Origin of the sequence: Vibrio sp. 10N.222.54.E6 (assembly GCF_041473955.1) — a bacterium.
Taxonomy (GTDB): domain Bacteria; phylum Pseudomonadota; class Gammaproteobacteria; order Enterobacterales; family Vibrionaceae; genus Vibrio; species Vibrio tasmaniensis_A.
Genome location: NZ_JBFRTD010000023.1, coordinates 132788 through 149233 on the forward strand (window position 1 = coordinate 132788; position 16446 = coordinate 149233).

At 44.7% G+C, this 16446-nt stretch carries 16 protein-coding genes; 4 read left to right on the forward strand and 12 right to left on the reverse strand.

All coding sequences use genetic code 11. The features are described from left to right. Positions 1-133 precede the first annotated feature (133 nt). Positions 134-1132, reverse strand: a complete 999-nt coding sequence (locus AB4513_RS14255; protein ID WP_009848495.1) for a lytic transglycosylase domain-containing protein — start codon at positions 1130-1132, stop codon at positions 134-136. A 30-nt stretch (positions 1133-1162) separates the two neighbouring features. Continuing rightward, positions 1163-1453, reverse strand: coding sequence for a YcgL domain-containing protein (locus AB4513_RS14260; protein ID WP_009848496.1), 291 nt, complete (start codon positions 1451-1453; stop codon positions 1163-1165). 219 nt (positions 1454-1672) lie between these two features. Here AB4513_RS14260 and minC point away from each other — a divergent pair, with 219 nt between their 5' ends. From minC to minE, 3 genes are read left to right on the forward strand one after another with little or no spacing between them, the layout of a single operon-like run. Then, positions 1673-2335 carry a septum site-determining protein MinC gene (minC, locus tag AB4513_RS14265; protein ID WP_009848497.1) on the forward strand — a complete coding sequence of 221 codons (663 nt, stop codon included), beginning with the start codon at positions 1673-1675 and terminating at the stop codon, positions 2333-2335. Positions 2336-2357: 22 nt separating this feature from the next. Continuing rightward, complete coding sequence (minD, locus tag AB4513_RS14270; protein ID WP_009848498.1) at positions 2358-3170, forward strand: septum site-determining protein MinD; 813 nt, start codon at positions 2358-2360, stop codon at positions 3168-3170. A gap of 6 nt (positions 3171-3176) precedes the next feature. Then, positions 3177-3440 carry a cell division topological specificity factor MinE gene (minE, locus tag AB4513_RS14275; RefSeq protein ID WP_009848499.1) on the forward strand — a complete coding sequence of 88 codons (264 nt, stop codon included), beginning with the start codon at positions 3177-3179 and terminating at the stop codon, positions 3438-3440. A gap of 95 nt (positions 3441-3535) precedes the next feature. On the opposite strand, the gene hflX is transcribed toward minE, so the two are convergent. The 10 genes from hflX to prmB all read right to left on the reverse strand — a co-directional run bounded on the left by hflX (position 3536) and on the right by prmB (position 15824). Further along, positions 3536-4903, reverse strand: coding sequence for a GTPase HflX (gene hflX / locus AB4513_RS14280; RefSeq protein ID WP_009848500.1), 1368 nt, complete (start codon positions 4901-4903; stop codon positions 3536-3538). Between the two features lie 286 nt (positions 4904-5189). After that, positions 5190-6302, reverse strand: a complete 1113-nt coding sequence (locus tag AB4513_RS14285; RefSeq protein WP_009848501.1) for an ABC transporter ATP-binding protein — start codon at positions 6300-6302, stop codon at positions 5190-5192. Positions 6303-6308: 6 nt separating this feature from the next. Continuing rightward, positions 6309-7166, reverse strand: coding sequence for a carbohydrate ABC transporter permease (locus tag AB4513_RS14290; RefSeq protein WP_009848502.1), 858 nt, complete (start codon positions 7164-7166; stop codon positions 6309-6311). Then, a complete protein-coding gene (locus AB4513_RS14295) occupies positions 7163-8101 on the reverse strand; it encodes a carbohydrate ABC transporter permease (RefSeq protein ID WP_009848503.1) in 939 nt (312 codons plus the stop codon). Before AB4513_RS14295 ends, AB4513_RS14290 begins: the two co-directional genes overlap by 4 nt. A gap of 181 nt (positions 8102-8282) precedes the next feature. After that, entirely contained in the window at positions 8283-9530 is a 1248-nt protein-coding gene (locus tag AB4513_RS14300) for an ABC transporter substrate-binding protein (protein ID WP_009848504.1), read from the reverse strand. Between the two features lie 110 nt (positions 9531-9640). Next, positions 9641-11086, reverse strand: coding sequence for an ATP-binding protein (locus tag AB4513_RS14305; protein ID WP_009848505.1), 1446 nt, complete (start codon positions 11084-11086; stop codon positions 9641-9643). Positions 11087-11131: 45 nt separating this feature from the next. Then, complete coding sequence (locus tag AB4513_RS14310; RefSeq protein ID WP_009848506.1) at positions 11132-11860, reverse strand: response regulator; 729 nt, start codon at positions 11858-11860, stop codon at positions 11132-11134. A 157-nt stretch (positions 11861-12017) separates the two neighbouring features. Then, positions 12018-13475 carry a protein adenylyltransferase SelO gene (locus tag AB4513_RS14315; protein ID WP_009848507.1) on the reverse strand — a complete coding sequence of 486 codons (1458 nt, stop codon included), beginning with the start codon at positions 13473-13475 and terminating at the stop codon, positions 12018-12020. A 500-nt stretch (positions 13476-13975) separates the two neighbouring features. Beyond that, positions 13976-14617, reverse strand: a complete 642-nt coding sequence (locus tag AB4513_RS14320) for a LysE family translocator (protein ID WP_009848508.1) — start codon at positions 14615-14617, stop codon at positions 13976-13978. A 274-nt stretch (positions 14618-14891) separates the two neighbouring features. Continuing rightward, on the reverse strand, positions 14892-15824 hold the full coding sequence (prmB, locus tag AB4513_RS14325; protein WP_009848509.1) for a 50S ribosomal protein L3 N(5)-glutamine methyltransferase: 933 nt from the start codon (positions 15822-15824) through the stop codon (positions 14892-14894). Positions 15825-15886: 62 nt separating this feature from the next. On the opposite strand from prmB, the gene smrB reads away from it, so the two are divergent. Then, on the forward strand, positions 15887-16417 hold the full coding sequence (gene smrB, locus AB4513_RS14330; protein ID WP_009848510.1) for an endonuclease SmrB: 531 nt from the start codon (positions 15887-15889) through the stop codon (positions 16415-16417). Positions 16418-16446: the final 29 nt, after the last annotated feature.

The window sequence follows — 16446 nt, forward strand, 5'->3', positions numbered from 1 at the left end:
AAGAAAAAGGACTCCGAAGAGTCCTTTAGTTCGTTCTGCCTATGGTAGGCCAAATGCTATTCAAAGCGACCTAAATCTGTTAACCAAATTAGCTCTAATAACCAAATTAAGGCCATTAATCAAATTAGGTCGATTAATCAAACTTAATTCTGTCTGCTAGGTGGCTAACTGCCAACGCAAAGTAGTAAGAACGATTCCACTTCATTAACACATTGTAGTTGTTGTAAATGAGGTAAGAACGGCCAGTTTCATCGTCTGGCATAATTAGCCAAGCTTTAATATCTTCATCAAGCGTTGGTAGTGGGCGATCGTCAAAGCGCTTAATACCGAGTTCAGACCACTCTTTTAAGTATTTCGCTTTGTCTTCGCCTCGGCCTTGCATTTCAATAGACACAGTCGACGGTACGTGAACCTGACGGCCCCAAGTATATTTGTCATCCCAACCCGATTGGCTGAGATAATTCGCCGCTGAAGCAAATACATCTTCTTCAGTACCCCAAATATCTTTCTTGCCATCGCCGTTACCGTCAGCGGCATAAGCTAAGAATGAGCTTGGCATAAACTGAGGTTGTCCCATCGCACCAGCCCAAGAGCCTTTCATCTCTTGTGGTGCAATATGGCCTTGATCAAGAATCTTCAACGCCGCCATCGCTTCGCTACGGAAGAAGGCTTCTCTACGTCCTTCATAGGCCATAGTTGTGAGAGCATCAATAACACTGTAGTTACCCGTGAACTTACCAAAGTTACTCTCAACACCCCATAGCGCGACAATGAATCTTGGTTGAACACCATATTCATCACCAATGCGCTTCAACGCTGAATAATGCTTCTTATAAAGCGATCTCGCCTGCTTCACTTTCCAATCTGGAACCGCGCGTGGAATGTATTCATCCAGAGTCAGTTTTTTCTCAGGTTGATTCTTATCGGCTTTCACCGCTCTTGGCTTAAACGTCACACCATCAAAGGCCTGATCAATGATCGTTTCAGAGATGCCTTCTGCACGGCCTTGCTGCTTTAGTTTCTCTACATATTGCTCAAAGCTCAGCTCTTCAGCCTGAACTGAACCAATCGTCAGGCTATTACCCAATAGTAATGCCGACACAGCCAATATGGTTTTCGAAAATTTACTCAACGATCACTCCTCCCTGAATTAAGGTAGCTATCACTCTTCGTCTTGAACGTTTTGCTGAGCTTTACGCTCTTTATGAAGTTCAAGTTCATTAACCGGTGGTGGCGGAACCTGCAAAAAGAAACCATCGGTGTTCAGTGATTCTCTCACTTTATCGATGTTCACTTGCGCCAGTTTACGGCCATCCATTTTAATTACCATTACAAAACTAGGTTTACCAAACATTTGCATCAATGCGTCAGGAACTTGTGAGAAATCATCCTTCTTAGGGATATAAAGGTATGTTCCTTCTTTCTTTGAACTTTTATATATAGAACACAGCATGACAAACCTTTTTATTGTTTATGACTACAAAACTCTCACTTACGAGATCAATAGTTTATGTTAAGGGAAATATTGGGAACAAAACGTTCATTTGACAACAAGATTACTTGCTGTGCTTGGTTTGGGAATATAACATGATAAACCAAGTTTCAGGCAACGCCCTTTATTTTATTGATAAAGAAATTGTACCAATCCGCTATTGAGGTCCTGTAGTTTTCGATGTCTAGTAATCCAGATCTAAAAGGTAGCAGTTTTACGCTATCTGTTTTGCACTTATCCGATGATCAAGTCGAAAATGCGGTGTCTTTTCTTCAAGAAAAAGTAAACCAAGCTCCCACTTTTTTCGCTGCTGCGCCTGTTGTTATCAATATTAGCAAAGTCGCGGGTGATATCGATTTTGTGCAACTGAAAGAGGGTATATCTCAAGCGGGCATGATCCCAGTAGGTGTGGCTGGTTGTTCGGATAAACGTATGCAGAACCTAGCGAAAGAAGCTGGTTTTGCAGTGATGACAGCCAGTAAATCGCCTTCTCAAGCTCCAGCGAAGATGGCTCCGATAAAAGTGGTGAGAACGCCTATTCGTTCTGGTCAGCAAGTGTATGCAAAAGATGGCGATCTATTGATCCTCAGCCATGTGAGTGCTGGCGCAGAAGTCATAGCCGATGGCAGCATCCATATCCATGGTACTTTACGCGGTCGTGCGATTGCAGGCGCGAGTGGTCAAACTGAAGCAAAAATAATTTGTAATGATTTACAAGCCGAGCTGGTTTCCATTGCTGGAAATTACTGGCTCAGCGATCAAATTGAAAGCGAGTACTGGCAGAAGAAAACCATGTTCAGTATGGCAAACGATGTATTACACGTTGATGTCCTCGCAATATAAGAGAAATAAAAAGGAAAACAAAATGGCACGCATTATCGTTGTAACGTCAGGTAAAGGCGGGGTAGGCAAAACGACCTCCAGTGCAGCTATTGCCTCAGGCTTAGCTTTAAAAGGGAAGAAAACCGCAGTTATCGACTTTGATATCGGTCTGCGTAACCTAGATTTAATCATGGGTTGTGAGCGTCGTGTTGTGTACGACTTCGTTAACGTTATCAATGGCGAAGCGACACTGAACCAAGCGATGATCAAAGACAAGCGCACAGAGAATCTATTCATTCTTCCGGCTTCTCAAACTCGTGATAAAGATGCACTAACAAAAGATGGTGTTCGTCGTGTATTTGATGAACTAGATGAAATGGGCTTTGATTTCATCATCTGTGATTCTCCTGCAGGTATCGAGCAAGGCGCTCTGATGGCGCTTTACTTTGCTGATGAAGCGATTGTTACGACTAACCCAGAAGTTTCTTCTGTACGCGATTCAGACCGTATTCTCGGTATTCTTGATTCTAAATCTCGTCGCTCAGAAGATGGCTTAGAACCAGTGAAAACGCACCTTTTACTGACTCGCTACAACCCAGCACGTGTAACTCAAGGTGAGATGCTAAGTGTTGAAGACGTTGAAGAGATTCTTCACATCTCTCTACTGGGTGTCATCCCAGAGAGCCAAGCAGTACTGAACGCGTCGAACAAAGGTGTTCCAGTTATTTTTGACGAAGCAACCGATGCAGGTATGGCTTACAATGATACTGTAGAACGACTACTGGGTAGCCAAGTGGACTTCCGTTTCTTAACGGAACAGAAGAAAGGCATCTTCAAAAGACTGTTCGGGGGCTAATTCGCAATGTCATTACTAGAGTTTTTTAGACCACAAAAAAAGACAACCGCAAACCTAGCTAAAGAGCGTTTGCAGATCATTGTTGCCGAGCGACGCAGCCATGACGACCCAGCGCCGTCTTATCTGCCGCAACTAAAAGAAGACATCTTGAAGTGTATTGCGAAGTACGTTGACGTCGATCCATCAATGGTTGATCTGACTTTCGAACACAAAGATGACGACATCTCAGTATTAGAGCTGAACGTCAAACTTCCAGAAGAAGACCGATAAGCAGAGCTCGAGCGGTGCTTATCACGATTCAATAAAAAAGAGAGCCTAGGCTCTCTTTTTTGGTATTTTAACTTGTGTCTAAACGCTATAAAATATTAAGAATTCTGCATACGCTTTTTCAGTCGAGCTAAGTCAATTTCACTAGAGCGAACGGTCAACTTAATGCACTCGTAATCGTACTCTTCTTTAACCACACTCATGTTTGAGCGAATCTCTCCGATGATGCCTTGTCCTGAATAAGGGATGGTGATCTCTTCTTCGATCATGCCTTCTTCAGCAACACCAACGATGTACTTGTGCAGTTTCGTGATATCTAGCGGATCTCGAGTCGACGTTAGCATCGCATCTGGGAATTCTTCGATCAGCTCTAATTGCTGCTCTTCAGTCAATCTATCGCACTTATTCAGAACTAATAGTTTCTCGCTGCCTTCTACACCCACTTGAGCTAATACGTCGTGTACCACATCAAGTTGTGCGCGGAATGAAACGTCAGAAGCATCAACCACATAAAGCAGCAATGAAGCATCATGCGCTTCTGCTAGCGTTGAGTGGAATGATGCAACCAGATCGTGTGGCAATTTCTTGATGAAACCCACTGTATCTGAAACCAGAATACGCGGTTGAGTAATCGGCTGAAGCGCACGAACCGTCGTATCTAGCGTTGCGAACAGTTTATCTTCACCGACCACTTCGGTTGCGGTCATTGCACGCATCATCGAAGACTTACCGGCATTGGTGTAGCCAACTAAAGCAACAGTGAAAAGCTCCGCGCGCCTTGTGCGTCGGGTCTTCATTTCATCTTGTACGCTTACTAGCTCACGCTTAAGCGCAGCAATTTGGTCACGTACGTTACGACGGTCTAGCTCTAGTGAAGTTTCACCGGCGCCCTGACCCATTTGGCGTTCTTTATCGCCCTCAGCCGTTTCACGAAGTCGTGGCACTAAGTAGTTTAGACGAGCGATATCAACTTGCAGACGAGCAGTACGAGTACGAGCGTGGCGGCTGAAGATTTCGATGATGATGCCAGTACGGTCAAATACTTCCACACCCAAACTCGCCTCAACAGTACGCATTTGAGATGGACTTAAATCACAGTCAAATACCACAACATCAGCGGCACCGTATTGGAAGTTGCCCGTTGGAAGATCATCAAAATCTAGCTCATCGATTTCAGAACTAAAATCAAACGACTCATCAATAAAATCTTCATCTTCTGCTTCTTCAATAGAGCCTTGATAACCAGTTAGGTGTGCAATTTCAGCAAGCTTACCGGCACCCAGCACATTCTGTCTTTGAGATGAACTGTGGTGTTGCGATTGCGTACCGACGACTTTAAACCCTAGGGTTGTCACTAAGCGAGCAAGTTCGGCAAGAGACTCTTTTGCTTCGTCACCTTTAAAATCCGGTGTCGTAATAGAAATAAGTAAAGCGTTATTCGCCGCTGGTTTTGCTGTTAGTTTCATGTATTCTTCTGTTTATGCACCAAGGTGCAGCCTAGTTTCTGGTCTAAAGTAGTGTGATCCTACGCGTTTCTACGTCAGCTTTATAGAGCTAAGGGATACTAAATCACGATATTATTGCAGTAGAAGCATATATATCGTTTATCCCTCTGTTTTTATAAGGGATAAAAAGCAAGTATAGCCAACGAAAAAGGCAGCATCACCTTACTTATTAGTAGTTGGTGATACTGCCTTTGATTTAGACATGAACTTTGATTGTTAAACTAACTCAATAACTAGAAGTTAGAAGTTAGAAGTCGATTCTCGCTTCAGTCTGAGCATCGAAGAATACCGCCTTTGATAAGTCAAAATGAAGCGGTGCCATTTGCCCAACCGACACTTCAAACTCTGGTGACAAACGACACGCGACTTCTTGGTCGTTCACTTTAACCATTGCGATGGTATCTGGCCCTGTTGGCTCCAACACTTCCAATTGCAGATCTAGCTTTGTAGTTGCCGACACATCATCACCTTCTTGCTCAGTGATGTGTTCTGGACGCAACCCAATCACCAACTCTTTGCCATCTTGGTCACGCATACTCTGAGGCAATCGAATGTGGTGTTCTTGCTCCGCCGTGCCAGTTACTTTGATGATCGGATTCTGATCGTCGTCCAAATCCACCATGGTCTTAATGAAGTTCATTGATGGTGAGCCCATAAAGCCCGCTACGAACATATTGTTTGGCTTGGTATAGATCTCTTGCGGTGTGCCTAACTGCTGCAGTTCACCGTCTTTCATTACTGCGATGCGATCCGCCAGAGTCATCGCTTCGATTTGATCATGGGTTACATAAACAATCGTGGTATTCAGCTTCTGGTGCAGACGTTTAATCTGATGGCGCATCTCAACACGCAGCTTGGCATCCAAGTTAGAAAGCGGCTCATCAAACAGATACAGCTTAGGACGACGAGCTAGAGCGCGTCCCATCGCGACACGTTGACGCTGACCACCAGAAAGTTGCGACGGTTTACGATCAAGCAACTGTTCGATTTGCAGCATTTCTGCCACTCGATTTACTTCAGCATCAATCTCTTGCTGCGGCATCTTGCGAATCTTCAAACCGAAAGCGATATTGCCACGCACCGTCATGTTTGGATACAAGGCGTACGACTGGAATACCATCGCGATATCGCGATCTTTAGGTTCAACCTGCGCCACGTCTATGCCATCAATTACAATCTCACCCGAGCTAATATTCTCTAGCCCAGCGATGGTGTTCATCAAGGTGGATTTCCCACACCCCGAAGGGCCGACAAGTATCAAAAATTCCCCCGAATCGATACTAATGTCGATGCCCTTTAACGTTTCGTTGTCCGCGTTGCGATAGGTTTTACGGATCTGTTTTAAATCTAATGTTGCCATGGGTAATTATCCTTTTACTGATCCTGCCGTTAGGCCACGAACAAAATATTTTCCTGCGAAGACGTACACCAACAGCGTTGGCAAGGCAGCGATGATCGCGGCAGCCATATCGACGTTATATTCTTTAACGCCTGTGCTGGTGTTGACTAGGTTGTTTAATGCCACGGTAATCGGCTGTGTCTCTGAGCCCGAATACACCACCCCGAATAAGAAATCGTTCCAGATTGCGGTGAACTGCCAGATCACTGTCACCATGATGATAGGTGTAGAGATCGGTAATAAGATCTTAAAGAAAATGGTAAAGAAGCCTGCGCCATCCAGTTTTGCTGCTTTGATCAATTCATCAGGAATCGAGATGTAGAAGTTACGGAAAAATAGAGTCGTAAACGCCATGCCGTAGATAACGTGCACAATCACCAAACCGATGGTTGTGTTTGCTAAACCCATCTTGCCAAGCATGGTTGCCATTGGCAGCAACACCACTTGGAATGGGATGAAGCAACCAAACAACAACAAGCTAAAGAACAGGTTTGAACCTCTAAATTGCCATTTCGTCACGACATAACCATTGAATGCACCGAGCAATGTTGAGATCGCAACCGCAGGAATCACCATTTGGAACGAGTTCCAGAAGTAACCTTTAATACCTTCACATTTCACGCCCGTACAGGCGGTATCCCACGCTTTATACCAAGCATCGAACACCCACTCTTTCGGCAAGCTCATTAAGTTACCCGCTTTGATGTCAGGCAGAGTTTTGAATGACGTCAGCGCCATCACGAACAATGGCATTAGATACACTAAACAGAAGAAAAGCAGTGCTGAATAAATAAAGATTCGAGCAAAATTGATGTTATTCATCATGACTTTTTCTCCCTAAGTTCAGAGTAAAGATAAGGCACGAGAATCGCTAAGATACCGGCAAGCATCATCATGGCACTGGCAGCACCAAGGCCAATTTGTCCGCGAGTAAAAGAGTGTGCGTACATGAATAGCGCAGGAAGATCCGATGAATAACCGGGGCCACCCGCTGTCATTGCCGTCACAAGGTCGAAGCTCTTAATCGCAATGTGAGAAGTAATGATCACCGCACTGAAGACCACAGGGCGCAAACAAGGCAGAATGATTTTGAGATAGATGGTAGGTAAGCTTGCCCCATCAATTTGCGCCGCTTTGATGATTGAAGAATCGATGCCACGCAGACCTGCTAAGAACATCGCCATCACAAACCCTGAAGACTGCCAAAGTGCTGCGATAACCAAGGTATACACCGACATTTCGGAGTCGACTAGCCAGTCAAATTTGAAGTCAGTAAATCCCCAATCTTGCATCAGTTTTTCAATGCCAAGACCCGGATTAAGAATCCATTTCCACGCCGTACCCGTCACAATGAATGACAACGCCATTGGGTAGAGATAGATGGTACGAATCGCCCCTTCTTGACGGATGTTCTGGTCAAGCAATACCGCTAAACCAACACCAAGCAAGATGGCAATCGCCATAAATAGAAAACCAAACACACCGAGGTTGGTGATTGAGGTAATCCAGCGATCGTTATCCATCAGCTTTTCATATTGGGTTAAACCAACGAAATTAAAGCTCGGCAGAAATCGAGAGTTGGTGAACGACAACGCTGCCGTCCAAAATATGTAGCCGTAGATACACACCACGGTCACTAACGCAGTCGGCGCCAGTACAATTTTAGGTAACCAATGTTGCAACCTGTCAGCAAAACTCGGTTTCGGTGCAGGCTGGCTCCTTGTGGGTTTTGGAGTCGACTCAGTCAAAACATGCTCCATAACTTATCCTTGTTGCACAATCGAGCCAATGGCTTACCTTTCGGCACCACATCAGCATCACGCATATCAGAATTGGGAGTGAAGAGCAGATAGGCTCCCTACGAGCCTACCCACCCTGGGGGTTCGATAAAGCAACACAGCCCGTCACTCACGTGCGTTGTGTGTCACTTATCAAGTTAGATTAGATAGCCGCTTTCACTGCTTTTGCTAACTTAGCTGCCGCTTGTTTAGGATCGGCATCTTTCTCGTTGAAGAAGTTGGTCACTACGTCATAGATAGCGCCTTGAGCATAGCTTGTTGTCGCTAGGCCGTGAGCCATACTCGGAACAAGATCGCCCGATTCAGCACTCGCTTTGAAAGTAGCCATTGAATCCAACGCACATTGGTCGAATTTAGACATGTCCATATCTAGACGTACAGGGATAGAACCTTTGTTAAGGTTGAAGACTTCTTGGAAATCTTTGGTAAGAATGGTTTTCGCTAGGTCTTGCTGCGCTTTTTGGTTCTCTTGGTCGCTTAACTCAAAGAACGCAAAGCTATCGATATTGAAAGTAAATTGGCCGGCAGTACCTGGAGCTGGTGCACAGATGTAATCTTTACCCGGCACTTTGCCTGCCGCAGTAAATTCACCTTTCGCCCAGTCACCCATGATCTGCATCGCTGCTTCACCATTGATAACCATTGAGGTTGCTACATTCCAATCACGACCAGGAGAGTTGCTGTCGATGTAATCACGCATCTTTTTGAACTTGGTGAACACTTCCACCATTTTGTCGCCAGATAATACGTCCATATCAAGATCAACGAACGCTTTGTTGTAGTCTTCACTGCCTAGTACATCAAGTGCCACGGCTTCGAATACGGTCGCGTCTTGCCAAGGCTGACCACCGTGAGCTAATGGAATGAAGCCAGCCGCTTTAATCTTGTCTGCAGCAACAAAGAACTCATCTAATGTCGTTGGAACTGTCACACCCGATTTTTCTAAAACAACAGGGTTTGCCCAAAGCCAGTTAACACGGTGAACGTTGACAGGAACTGCCACATATTCACCATCCCACTTCATCACTTTAGTCACTACTTCTGGTAGTAGTTCATCCCATTGTTCTTGTTTAGCAGTCGCATCGAGAGACGTTAGAAAACCTAAACCACCCCACTCCTGAATATCATGACCTTTAATCTGCGCTGCAGAAGGTGGATTGCCCGATACTGCTCGCGTTTTCAAAACAGTCATCGCACTTTCACCGCCGCCACCAGCAACTGCGAAGTCTTTCCAAGTATGGCCTTGTTGTTCAATCATCTCTTTCAGTACGGCAGCGGATTTCGCTTCGCCACCGGCAGTCCACCAGTGGAGCACTTCCACTTCACCAGCTTGAGAAAATGTTGAGGCAGCAAGAAGAGATAGAGTAAGTAGGGTTTTATTGATTTTCATTATTATCTTCCATGTTTAGCGGACTCGACGTCCGGTTCATTAAAGAGTCTACTTATTCTGACTGGTAAGATTGAAACAAAAGGTAAGCCCAATGTAACAAGATTGTTACACTACACTTCTAAGCCTGTTGGGATATAGACTTTGACTTCCAAGCCACCTTGAGAGGAGTTGCGAATAATGAGATCTCCACCGTGTCCGTGCAGGATATTTCGGCAGATCCCGAGGCCAAGTCCGTGTCCTTGATCATCCGTTGCTAGCCTAAAATAGGGTTCAAAAACCATCTCTAACTTGTCTTCAGGAATGCCATTCCCACGGTCTTGAATAGTCACGACAACCCAAAGCTCATCACCACTAACTTCCACGACAGCTGATGAACCATACTTAACCGCGTTGTCAATTAAGTTGGTCAGTACACGCTTAATCGCCAGTGGTTTCGCGACCAGTGGCTCAATGACGACCGGCTCAAACTCAACTTTTTTCTGATACTGGTTATGAGATTCAATAACAGAAAGTACCATTTCGTTGAGGTCAATAATGGCATTGTTCTCGTGTAGATCGGTGTCTCTTACTGCTTGCAAAGCACCTTTAACCATCATCTCAAGCTCATCGAGATCTTTATTAAATTTGTCTTTCTTTACTTCACTCTCCAACAACTCTGCACGCAATCTTAGACGTGTTATTGGTGTCTTTAAGTCATGGGAGATCGCAGAAAAAAGGTGCTCTCGGTCGGCAACATAGCGACGAATCCGTTGCTGCATGCGATTAAAGGCTCGGGTTGCGGTGACCAGTTCAGTCGCCCCTTCTTCGTTTAGCGGAGGCTGCTGAATATCCATACTCATCTCATTGGCCGCCCTTGCTAACTTTTTCAGAGGACGCACTTGGCGACGAATCATCAAGTAAGTTAGAACCAGCAGAATAAGCGTTGAAGAAACTAAGAAGATCACCTGCTCTCTGCCAAGAATCGTATCGTCGAGTTTCACATATGGAGCAGGCAACAATGCCGCAATGTATACCCATTCGTGACTGGTCAATTCGATTTGTACAACCAGAATGGGTGGATTCAGCGGTTCTAACGTTAAAGTATGATGTGCCCAAGATCGCGGGAGATCGCTTAAGTAGATGTCGTTTTTAAGCAAGCGAAGGTGTTCAGGTCGAGAAAAATCTACCCGCACTGACGCCACTTTATTGAGTTTGCTACTCAAAACACTTTCTATCGCTTCAATCGAGGCTGTTTTTAAACGGGTATCGGGGATCGGTTCGACAATCAAAGCCTCTTTATTGAAAGAAACGAAGAAGCGCGTACCGCCCATATTCCGTATTTGATCCAGCACGATATGACGATATTTAACGGGTAGAGATTGGAAAAAAGTCACCGTTGAAGCAAACATGTTCGCCATGCTCGACGAGGCAGAACGAATTCCTTCCAGCTCTTTGTGTTTTGATTCGCTATACCATATAGACGTTGCGATGCCTTGAGCAATCACAACGGCTAACAACGTCAACAATAAGGTTCTTGCGACCAAAGAGTTTGGTTTTAATCGACTCAACCAGTTCATAGGAAATACTTCATTGGCAAGGTGTTCATTAACAGCACTTGATTATCAATGTTCATACTGAACCGGCACAGCAAGAATGTAGCCATTACCGCGCATGGTTTTGATGTAGTGAGGATATTTACCACTGTCGCCCAATCGGCTTCTCAGGCGGCTAAGCTGTACGTCAATGCCACGTTCAAAAGGCAGCGCTTCACGGCCTCTGGTAGCGAAAGAGATGGTGTCACGGTCGAGAACTTCGTTAGGACGAGTTAAGAACAACATCAACAAAGAAAAGTCACTGCCCGACAAGTCCATCTCTTCTGAGTTTTCGTTGTGATAGATTCGGTGCGCGAGCGTATCGAGCGTCCAATCACCAAAAATAATCTGCTTTGGCAATGCATCACTTGGCTTGTCGTCCACCACTTGTACACGGCGTAATAGCGCTTTGATTCGAGCCATTAACTGACGAGGACTAAACGGCTTCGCGATGTAATCATCTGCACCAATTTCTAAGCCGATAATCTGATCGGTTTCATCCGATACCGCTGTCAGCATAATGATAGGCACATTGGATTGCTTTCGTACTCGCTGACACAAGGTAAAACCGTCGTCACCGGGGAGCATCACATCGAGCAGAATCAGGTCGGGATAACCTTGGTTTTGCAGGTGGTTTTCTAATTCAACACCGTCTCCCACAGAAGAGACATCGAAACCTGATTTTGTGAGGTACTCTTCCAGCAGCTCGCAGATTTCTTGATCATCATCCACCACGAGAATTCGAGTATTTGTTGGCATCGCCCAAACCTATTAAATTTACAACTTATTCACATAGTGTATAGGCTGGCCGATTATTTGATTATTAACATGTTTGTAAAGTTAGACGAACAAACAGATAAAGATCACATCTTAGTGACCTCTACCTGTACTTAGCGACTCAAAGAATCATAGGAGGTTAAGAGGAACAGCTGATTTCCATTGCTTTGCCCCACTCAGGCGGCAAGGCAGCAAGATGTTCGTAGTCAGGATGTTCCGCATAAGGGTCTGCCAGCACCACCATTAGTGCATCAATATCGCTGCTATCACCGCGCTCAGCTTTATCTATCGCAAGCTGGGCTAGGTAATTTCTGAGGATGTATTTAGGGTTCACCTGTCTCATCTTTTCACAGCGATCTGCCACTGAACTGTCTTCTAATTCGCAGCGTTGCAAGTAGTTATCCACCCATAGCTTTGCGGCCTCGCGGTCGATAACCAAATCAATCACGTCTTGCGGCAGCAATGTATCTAGGTTCGACAACGTTCTAAAGAATCTTGGGTAGTCGACTTTGTTTTGCGACATCAACTCAAACATAGATTCAAACAAACGGCTGTCACCTTCTTGTTTCGAAAGCAGCCCCAACTTACGACGCATCATCTGACTGAAATAGCCATTCATTTGTGGCTCGTACTGTTCTAACGCACCCTCAAGTTCGGCTTTATCCACCAGCGGCGAAAGTGAGTGCGCCAGTGCCGATAGGTTCCACAATCCAATTCTAGGCTGTTGATTGAAAGCATAACGACCTTGGTAATCCGAGTGATTACAGATCAAGCGAGGGTCATATTCATCTAAGAAGGCGAACGGGCCATAATCGAAGGTTTGCCCTATGATCGACATGTTATCGGTGTTCATCACCCCATGAGCAAAACCATTCGCTTGCCACAGCGCGACCATTTCCGCAGTGCGATCAACAACCTGATTAAACATAGCAGCGTAGGGTTTGTCGTCATCGAGGCATTCCGGGAAGTGCCATTCGATGACTTTATCGGCCAATAATTTATGTTCTGCCAACTGATTGGTATAAAACAGATGTTCAAAGTGACCGAAACGGATGTGTGACTCAGCAGCACGCACCAGCAATGCGCCCCACTCTTGCTTCTCTCGATAAACGGGTGTGTCGCTAGTCATCATCGCCAATGCGCGAGTAGTTGGGATATTAAGCCCCGCCATCGCTTCGCTACATAGATACTCACGAACCGTTGATCGAATAACAGCACGACCATCGCCCATACGAGAATAGGGAGTTTTACCCGCACCTTTAAGGTGTAAGTCGAACGTTTCACCACTTTTCGCGACAACTTGAGCTAATAACAGCCCTCTTCCATCACCTAAATCAGGGTTATAAGAGCCAAACTGGTGGCCTGCGTATTTCATTGCTACTGGCGAAAATTGCTCAGGTTCAACATTGCCTGATAACGTCTCAAGCAACTCCTCGGAAGTGCATTCAAATGACGGAAAGCCTAGTTCATTCGCAAGGTTATGGTTCCATGCGAGCCATTGAACATTGCTGAGCGGTGTAGGTTGAATTGGGGTATAGAACAATCGAGGTAATGCAGTAAATCGATTGTTAAATGAAATAGAATCCCAGACAGACATGAGAGATACACTGTAGATAAAAGATAACTTAAGATTATCACAGTTTGATAACAACTTCAGATCAGGTTATGCAGTGAGTCTATTGAGATAAAGGGGGTTAATCAGACAAAGAGATTATTCAGAGAAAAGGTTACTGAGAGGAAGGTTAAGTGGCTAGCCTGATGAGAAAAGCCACATTTACGAGTGTAAGAGTTCTAACTTTGAAGACTTTTTGAAAAGTATATTCATAATAAAACTGAAAATATAGAGCCATGAAGCTGACTACATTAGAGCAAGAATACCCAGAAGAGAAAGGGTAGAGAAAATCCAAGTACGACTGATTACGCCAAAATTACTGTGTTGAATCATTTCTTGATGCTGCATATATCTCTCCTGAGAATGTGATGGTGTAACACCAATATATCGACTTTATGCCGATATCAGCAAGCACATTAATATTAACCTTTTATTACAGCCTGAATAATTTTCTGTAACTATTCAGGCCTTTAATAAATTGAAAATTACGCTCTGCTTGTAGTAGAAAGCAGCGCCCCAGCACCGATAAAGACACCACCAGTCACACGATTAAAAACCTTGGCTCTACCTTTAGCAAACAACCAATTTGATGATTTCGCACCTAGGTAGGCATAAACCAGTAACCAAGACAATTCCATCACAACGAAGGTCAAAGCGAACACCAAAAATTGAGGAAATAGCGCTATCGATGGGTCAATAAACTGAGGAAAAAGTGCGGTAAAAAACAGGATAGCTTTTGGGTTACTCGCACCAACAATAAAGCCACTGACATAATGCTGTGCAGCGCTTTCTTTAACTGGTTGAGAGCCTGCTTGTTGATTCGATAACTTGTCGTAATCTTGCTGACTCGATCGTAACGACTTCCAACCGAGATAAATAAGGTAAGCAGCCCCCGTCCACTTAATGATATTAAACACCACTTCTGACGAAGCAATGATCACCCCTAAACCGGTAAAAGATAACGTAAGGATTCCGGTAATGGCAGTCACGCTACCCAAGGCGGTAAATATCGATAACTTAAAGCCAGATTGCACCCCCTTAGTCATGCACAACAAAGAGCTTGGCCCTGGTGATGCCGTTAAGATCAACACCGCTAGCAAATAATAAATCCATGTATCAAAGGTCATCGCGAATTCTCCTTAACTCACTAAAACGACTAAATATTGAGCACCAATATGTGATAGCTATTCATATTAAGCAACTAAATATTGAGCAAGTTCACTCTGTGTTGCTTACTTATCCATTAAATTTCGGCAATAAAAAACGCCATGCATTACTGCATGGCGTTTAAATTCAAACGTTTCAAATAGAACGTCTTATCAGGTTCTAACCTTAAGTTTCCAGCCTAATCTCTAAGCTAAATCTCTAAGCCAAATCCCTAAGCTAACGACTAACAGTAACCTAGTCTTTGTAGATAGAGAACTCATCCGCGCAAGCAACAAGCTGCTCACGAGTGATCATGAATACGCCATGACCACCGTTAGAGAATTCAATCCAAGTGAATGGAATCTCTGGGTACTGATCCATCATGTGAACCATTGAGTTGCCCACTTCACAGATCAGAATACCATCATCAGTTAGGTAGTCTGGTGCGTTTGCCAAGATACGGCGAACCAATTTAAGTCCGTCAGTTCCCGCTGCTAGGCCAAGTTCTGGCTCGTGAGTAAACTCATCTGGCAGGCTGTTCATATCTTCTTCGTCCACGTAAGGTGGGTTCGATACGATCAGGTTGTATTTCTCTTTTGGCAAGTCACGGAAAAGATCTGAACGGATTGGGAACACTTGCTGCTCCATGCCGTGATCTTGAACGTTCTGCTCTGCAACTTGCAGTGCGTCTGTAGAGATATCAATCGCATCTACTTCTGCGTCAGGGAATGCATGAGCACAAGCAATAGCAATACAACCACTACCCGTACACATATCCATGATGCGAGTTGGCTCTTCAATTAACCAAGGTTGGAATTGAGCTTCGATCAGCTCACCAATTGGAGAGCGAGGCACAAGAACGCGCTCATCAACGAAGAACTCAAGGCCACAGAACCAAGCTTTATTAGTTAAGTAAGCCGTTGGTGTACGCTCATTGATACGCTTGATTACGCGCTCAACAATACGCAGACGTTCGCTACTTGTTAGACGAGAGTTCATCACATGCGAAGGAACATCAATCGGTAGATAAAGAGTAGGTAAAATTAGTTGTACCGCCTCATCCCACGCGTTATCAGTGCCGTGACCATAAAATAGGCCCGCTGCGTTAAAGCGACTAACAGTCCAACGAATCACATCTTGAAGCGTGTGTAGTTCTGATACCGCTTCTTCTACAAAAATCTTATCCAAAATTGTCTCCGAAAAGCGCTACAATACTGCTAATTACGTTTCTAATTAGAATTCATAACCTGATGAGCAAAAAAGACACCGACTTCGATGACGATTTCGCCCTGTTCAACGATGCAGTAAAGGGCGTTAAAAAGTTGCAACAGGATACCATAGTCCAGCAGCCAAAAAGAAATGCCAAGCAAAAAGAAATTACTCGAACGGCAAGACAAGCCAGTGACAGCGAGTTTTATTTCTCGGATGAGTTCATTCCACATCTTAGCGAAGAGGGGCCTACACGTTATGCGCGCGATGATGTCTCTAAATATGAGGTGAAGCGCTTACGTCGTGGTGTCTATGTACCGGATGTGTATCTTGATATGCACGGTATGACTCAACAAGAAGCCAAACGTGAACTTGGGGCTATGATTGCGCACTGCGTGAAAGAGAGCGTAGCTTGTGCCTGTGTACAGCACGGCATTGGTAAACACATCCTTAAACAGAAAGTGCCTTTGTGGTTAGCACAGCACCCAGATGTGATGGCTTTTCACCAAGCACCTTTAGAGTTCGGTGGCCATGGGGCGCTACTGGTTTTACTTGCTATCCCAGATAAATAGCCATCGACTTGCTCTTTATTCTAAAAAGT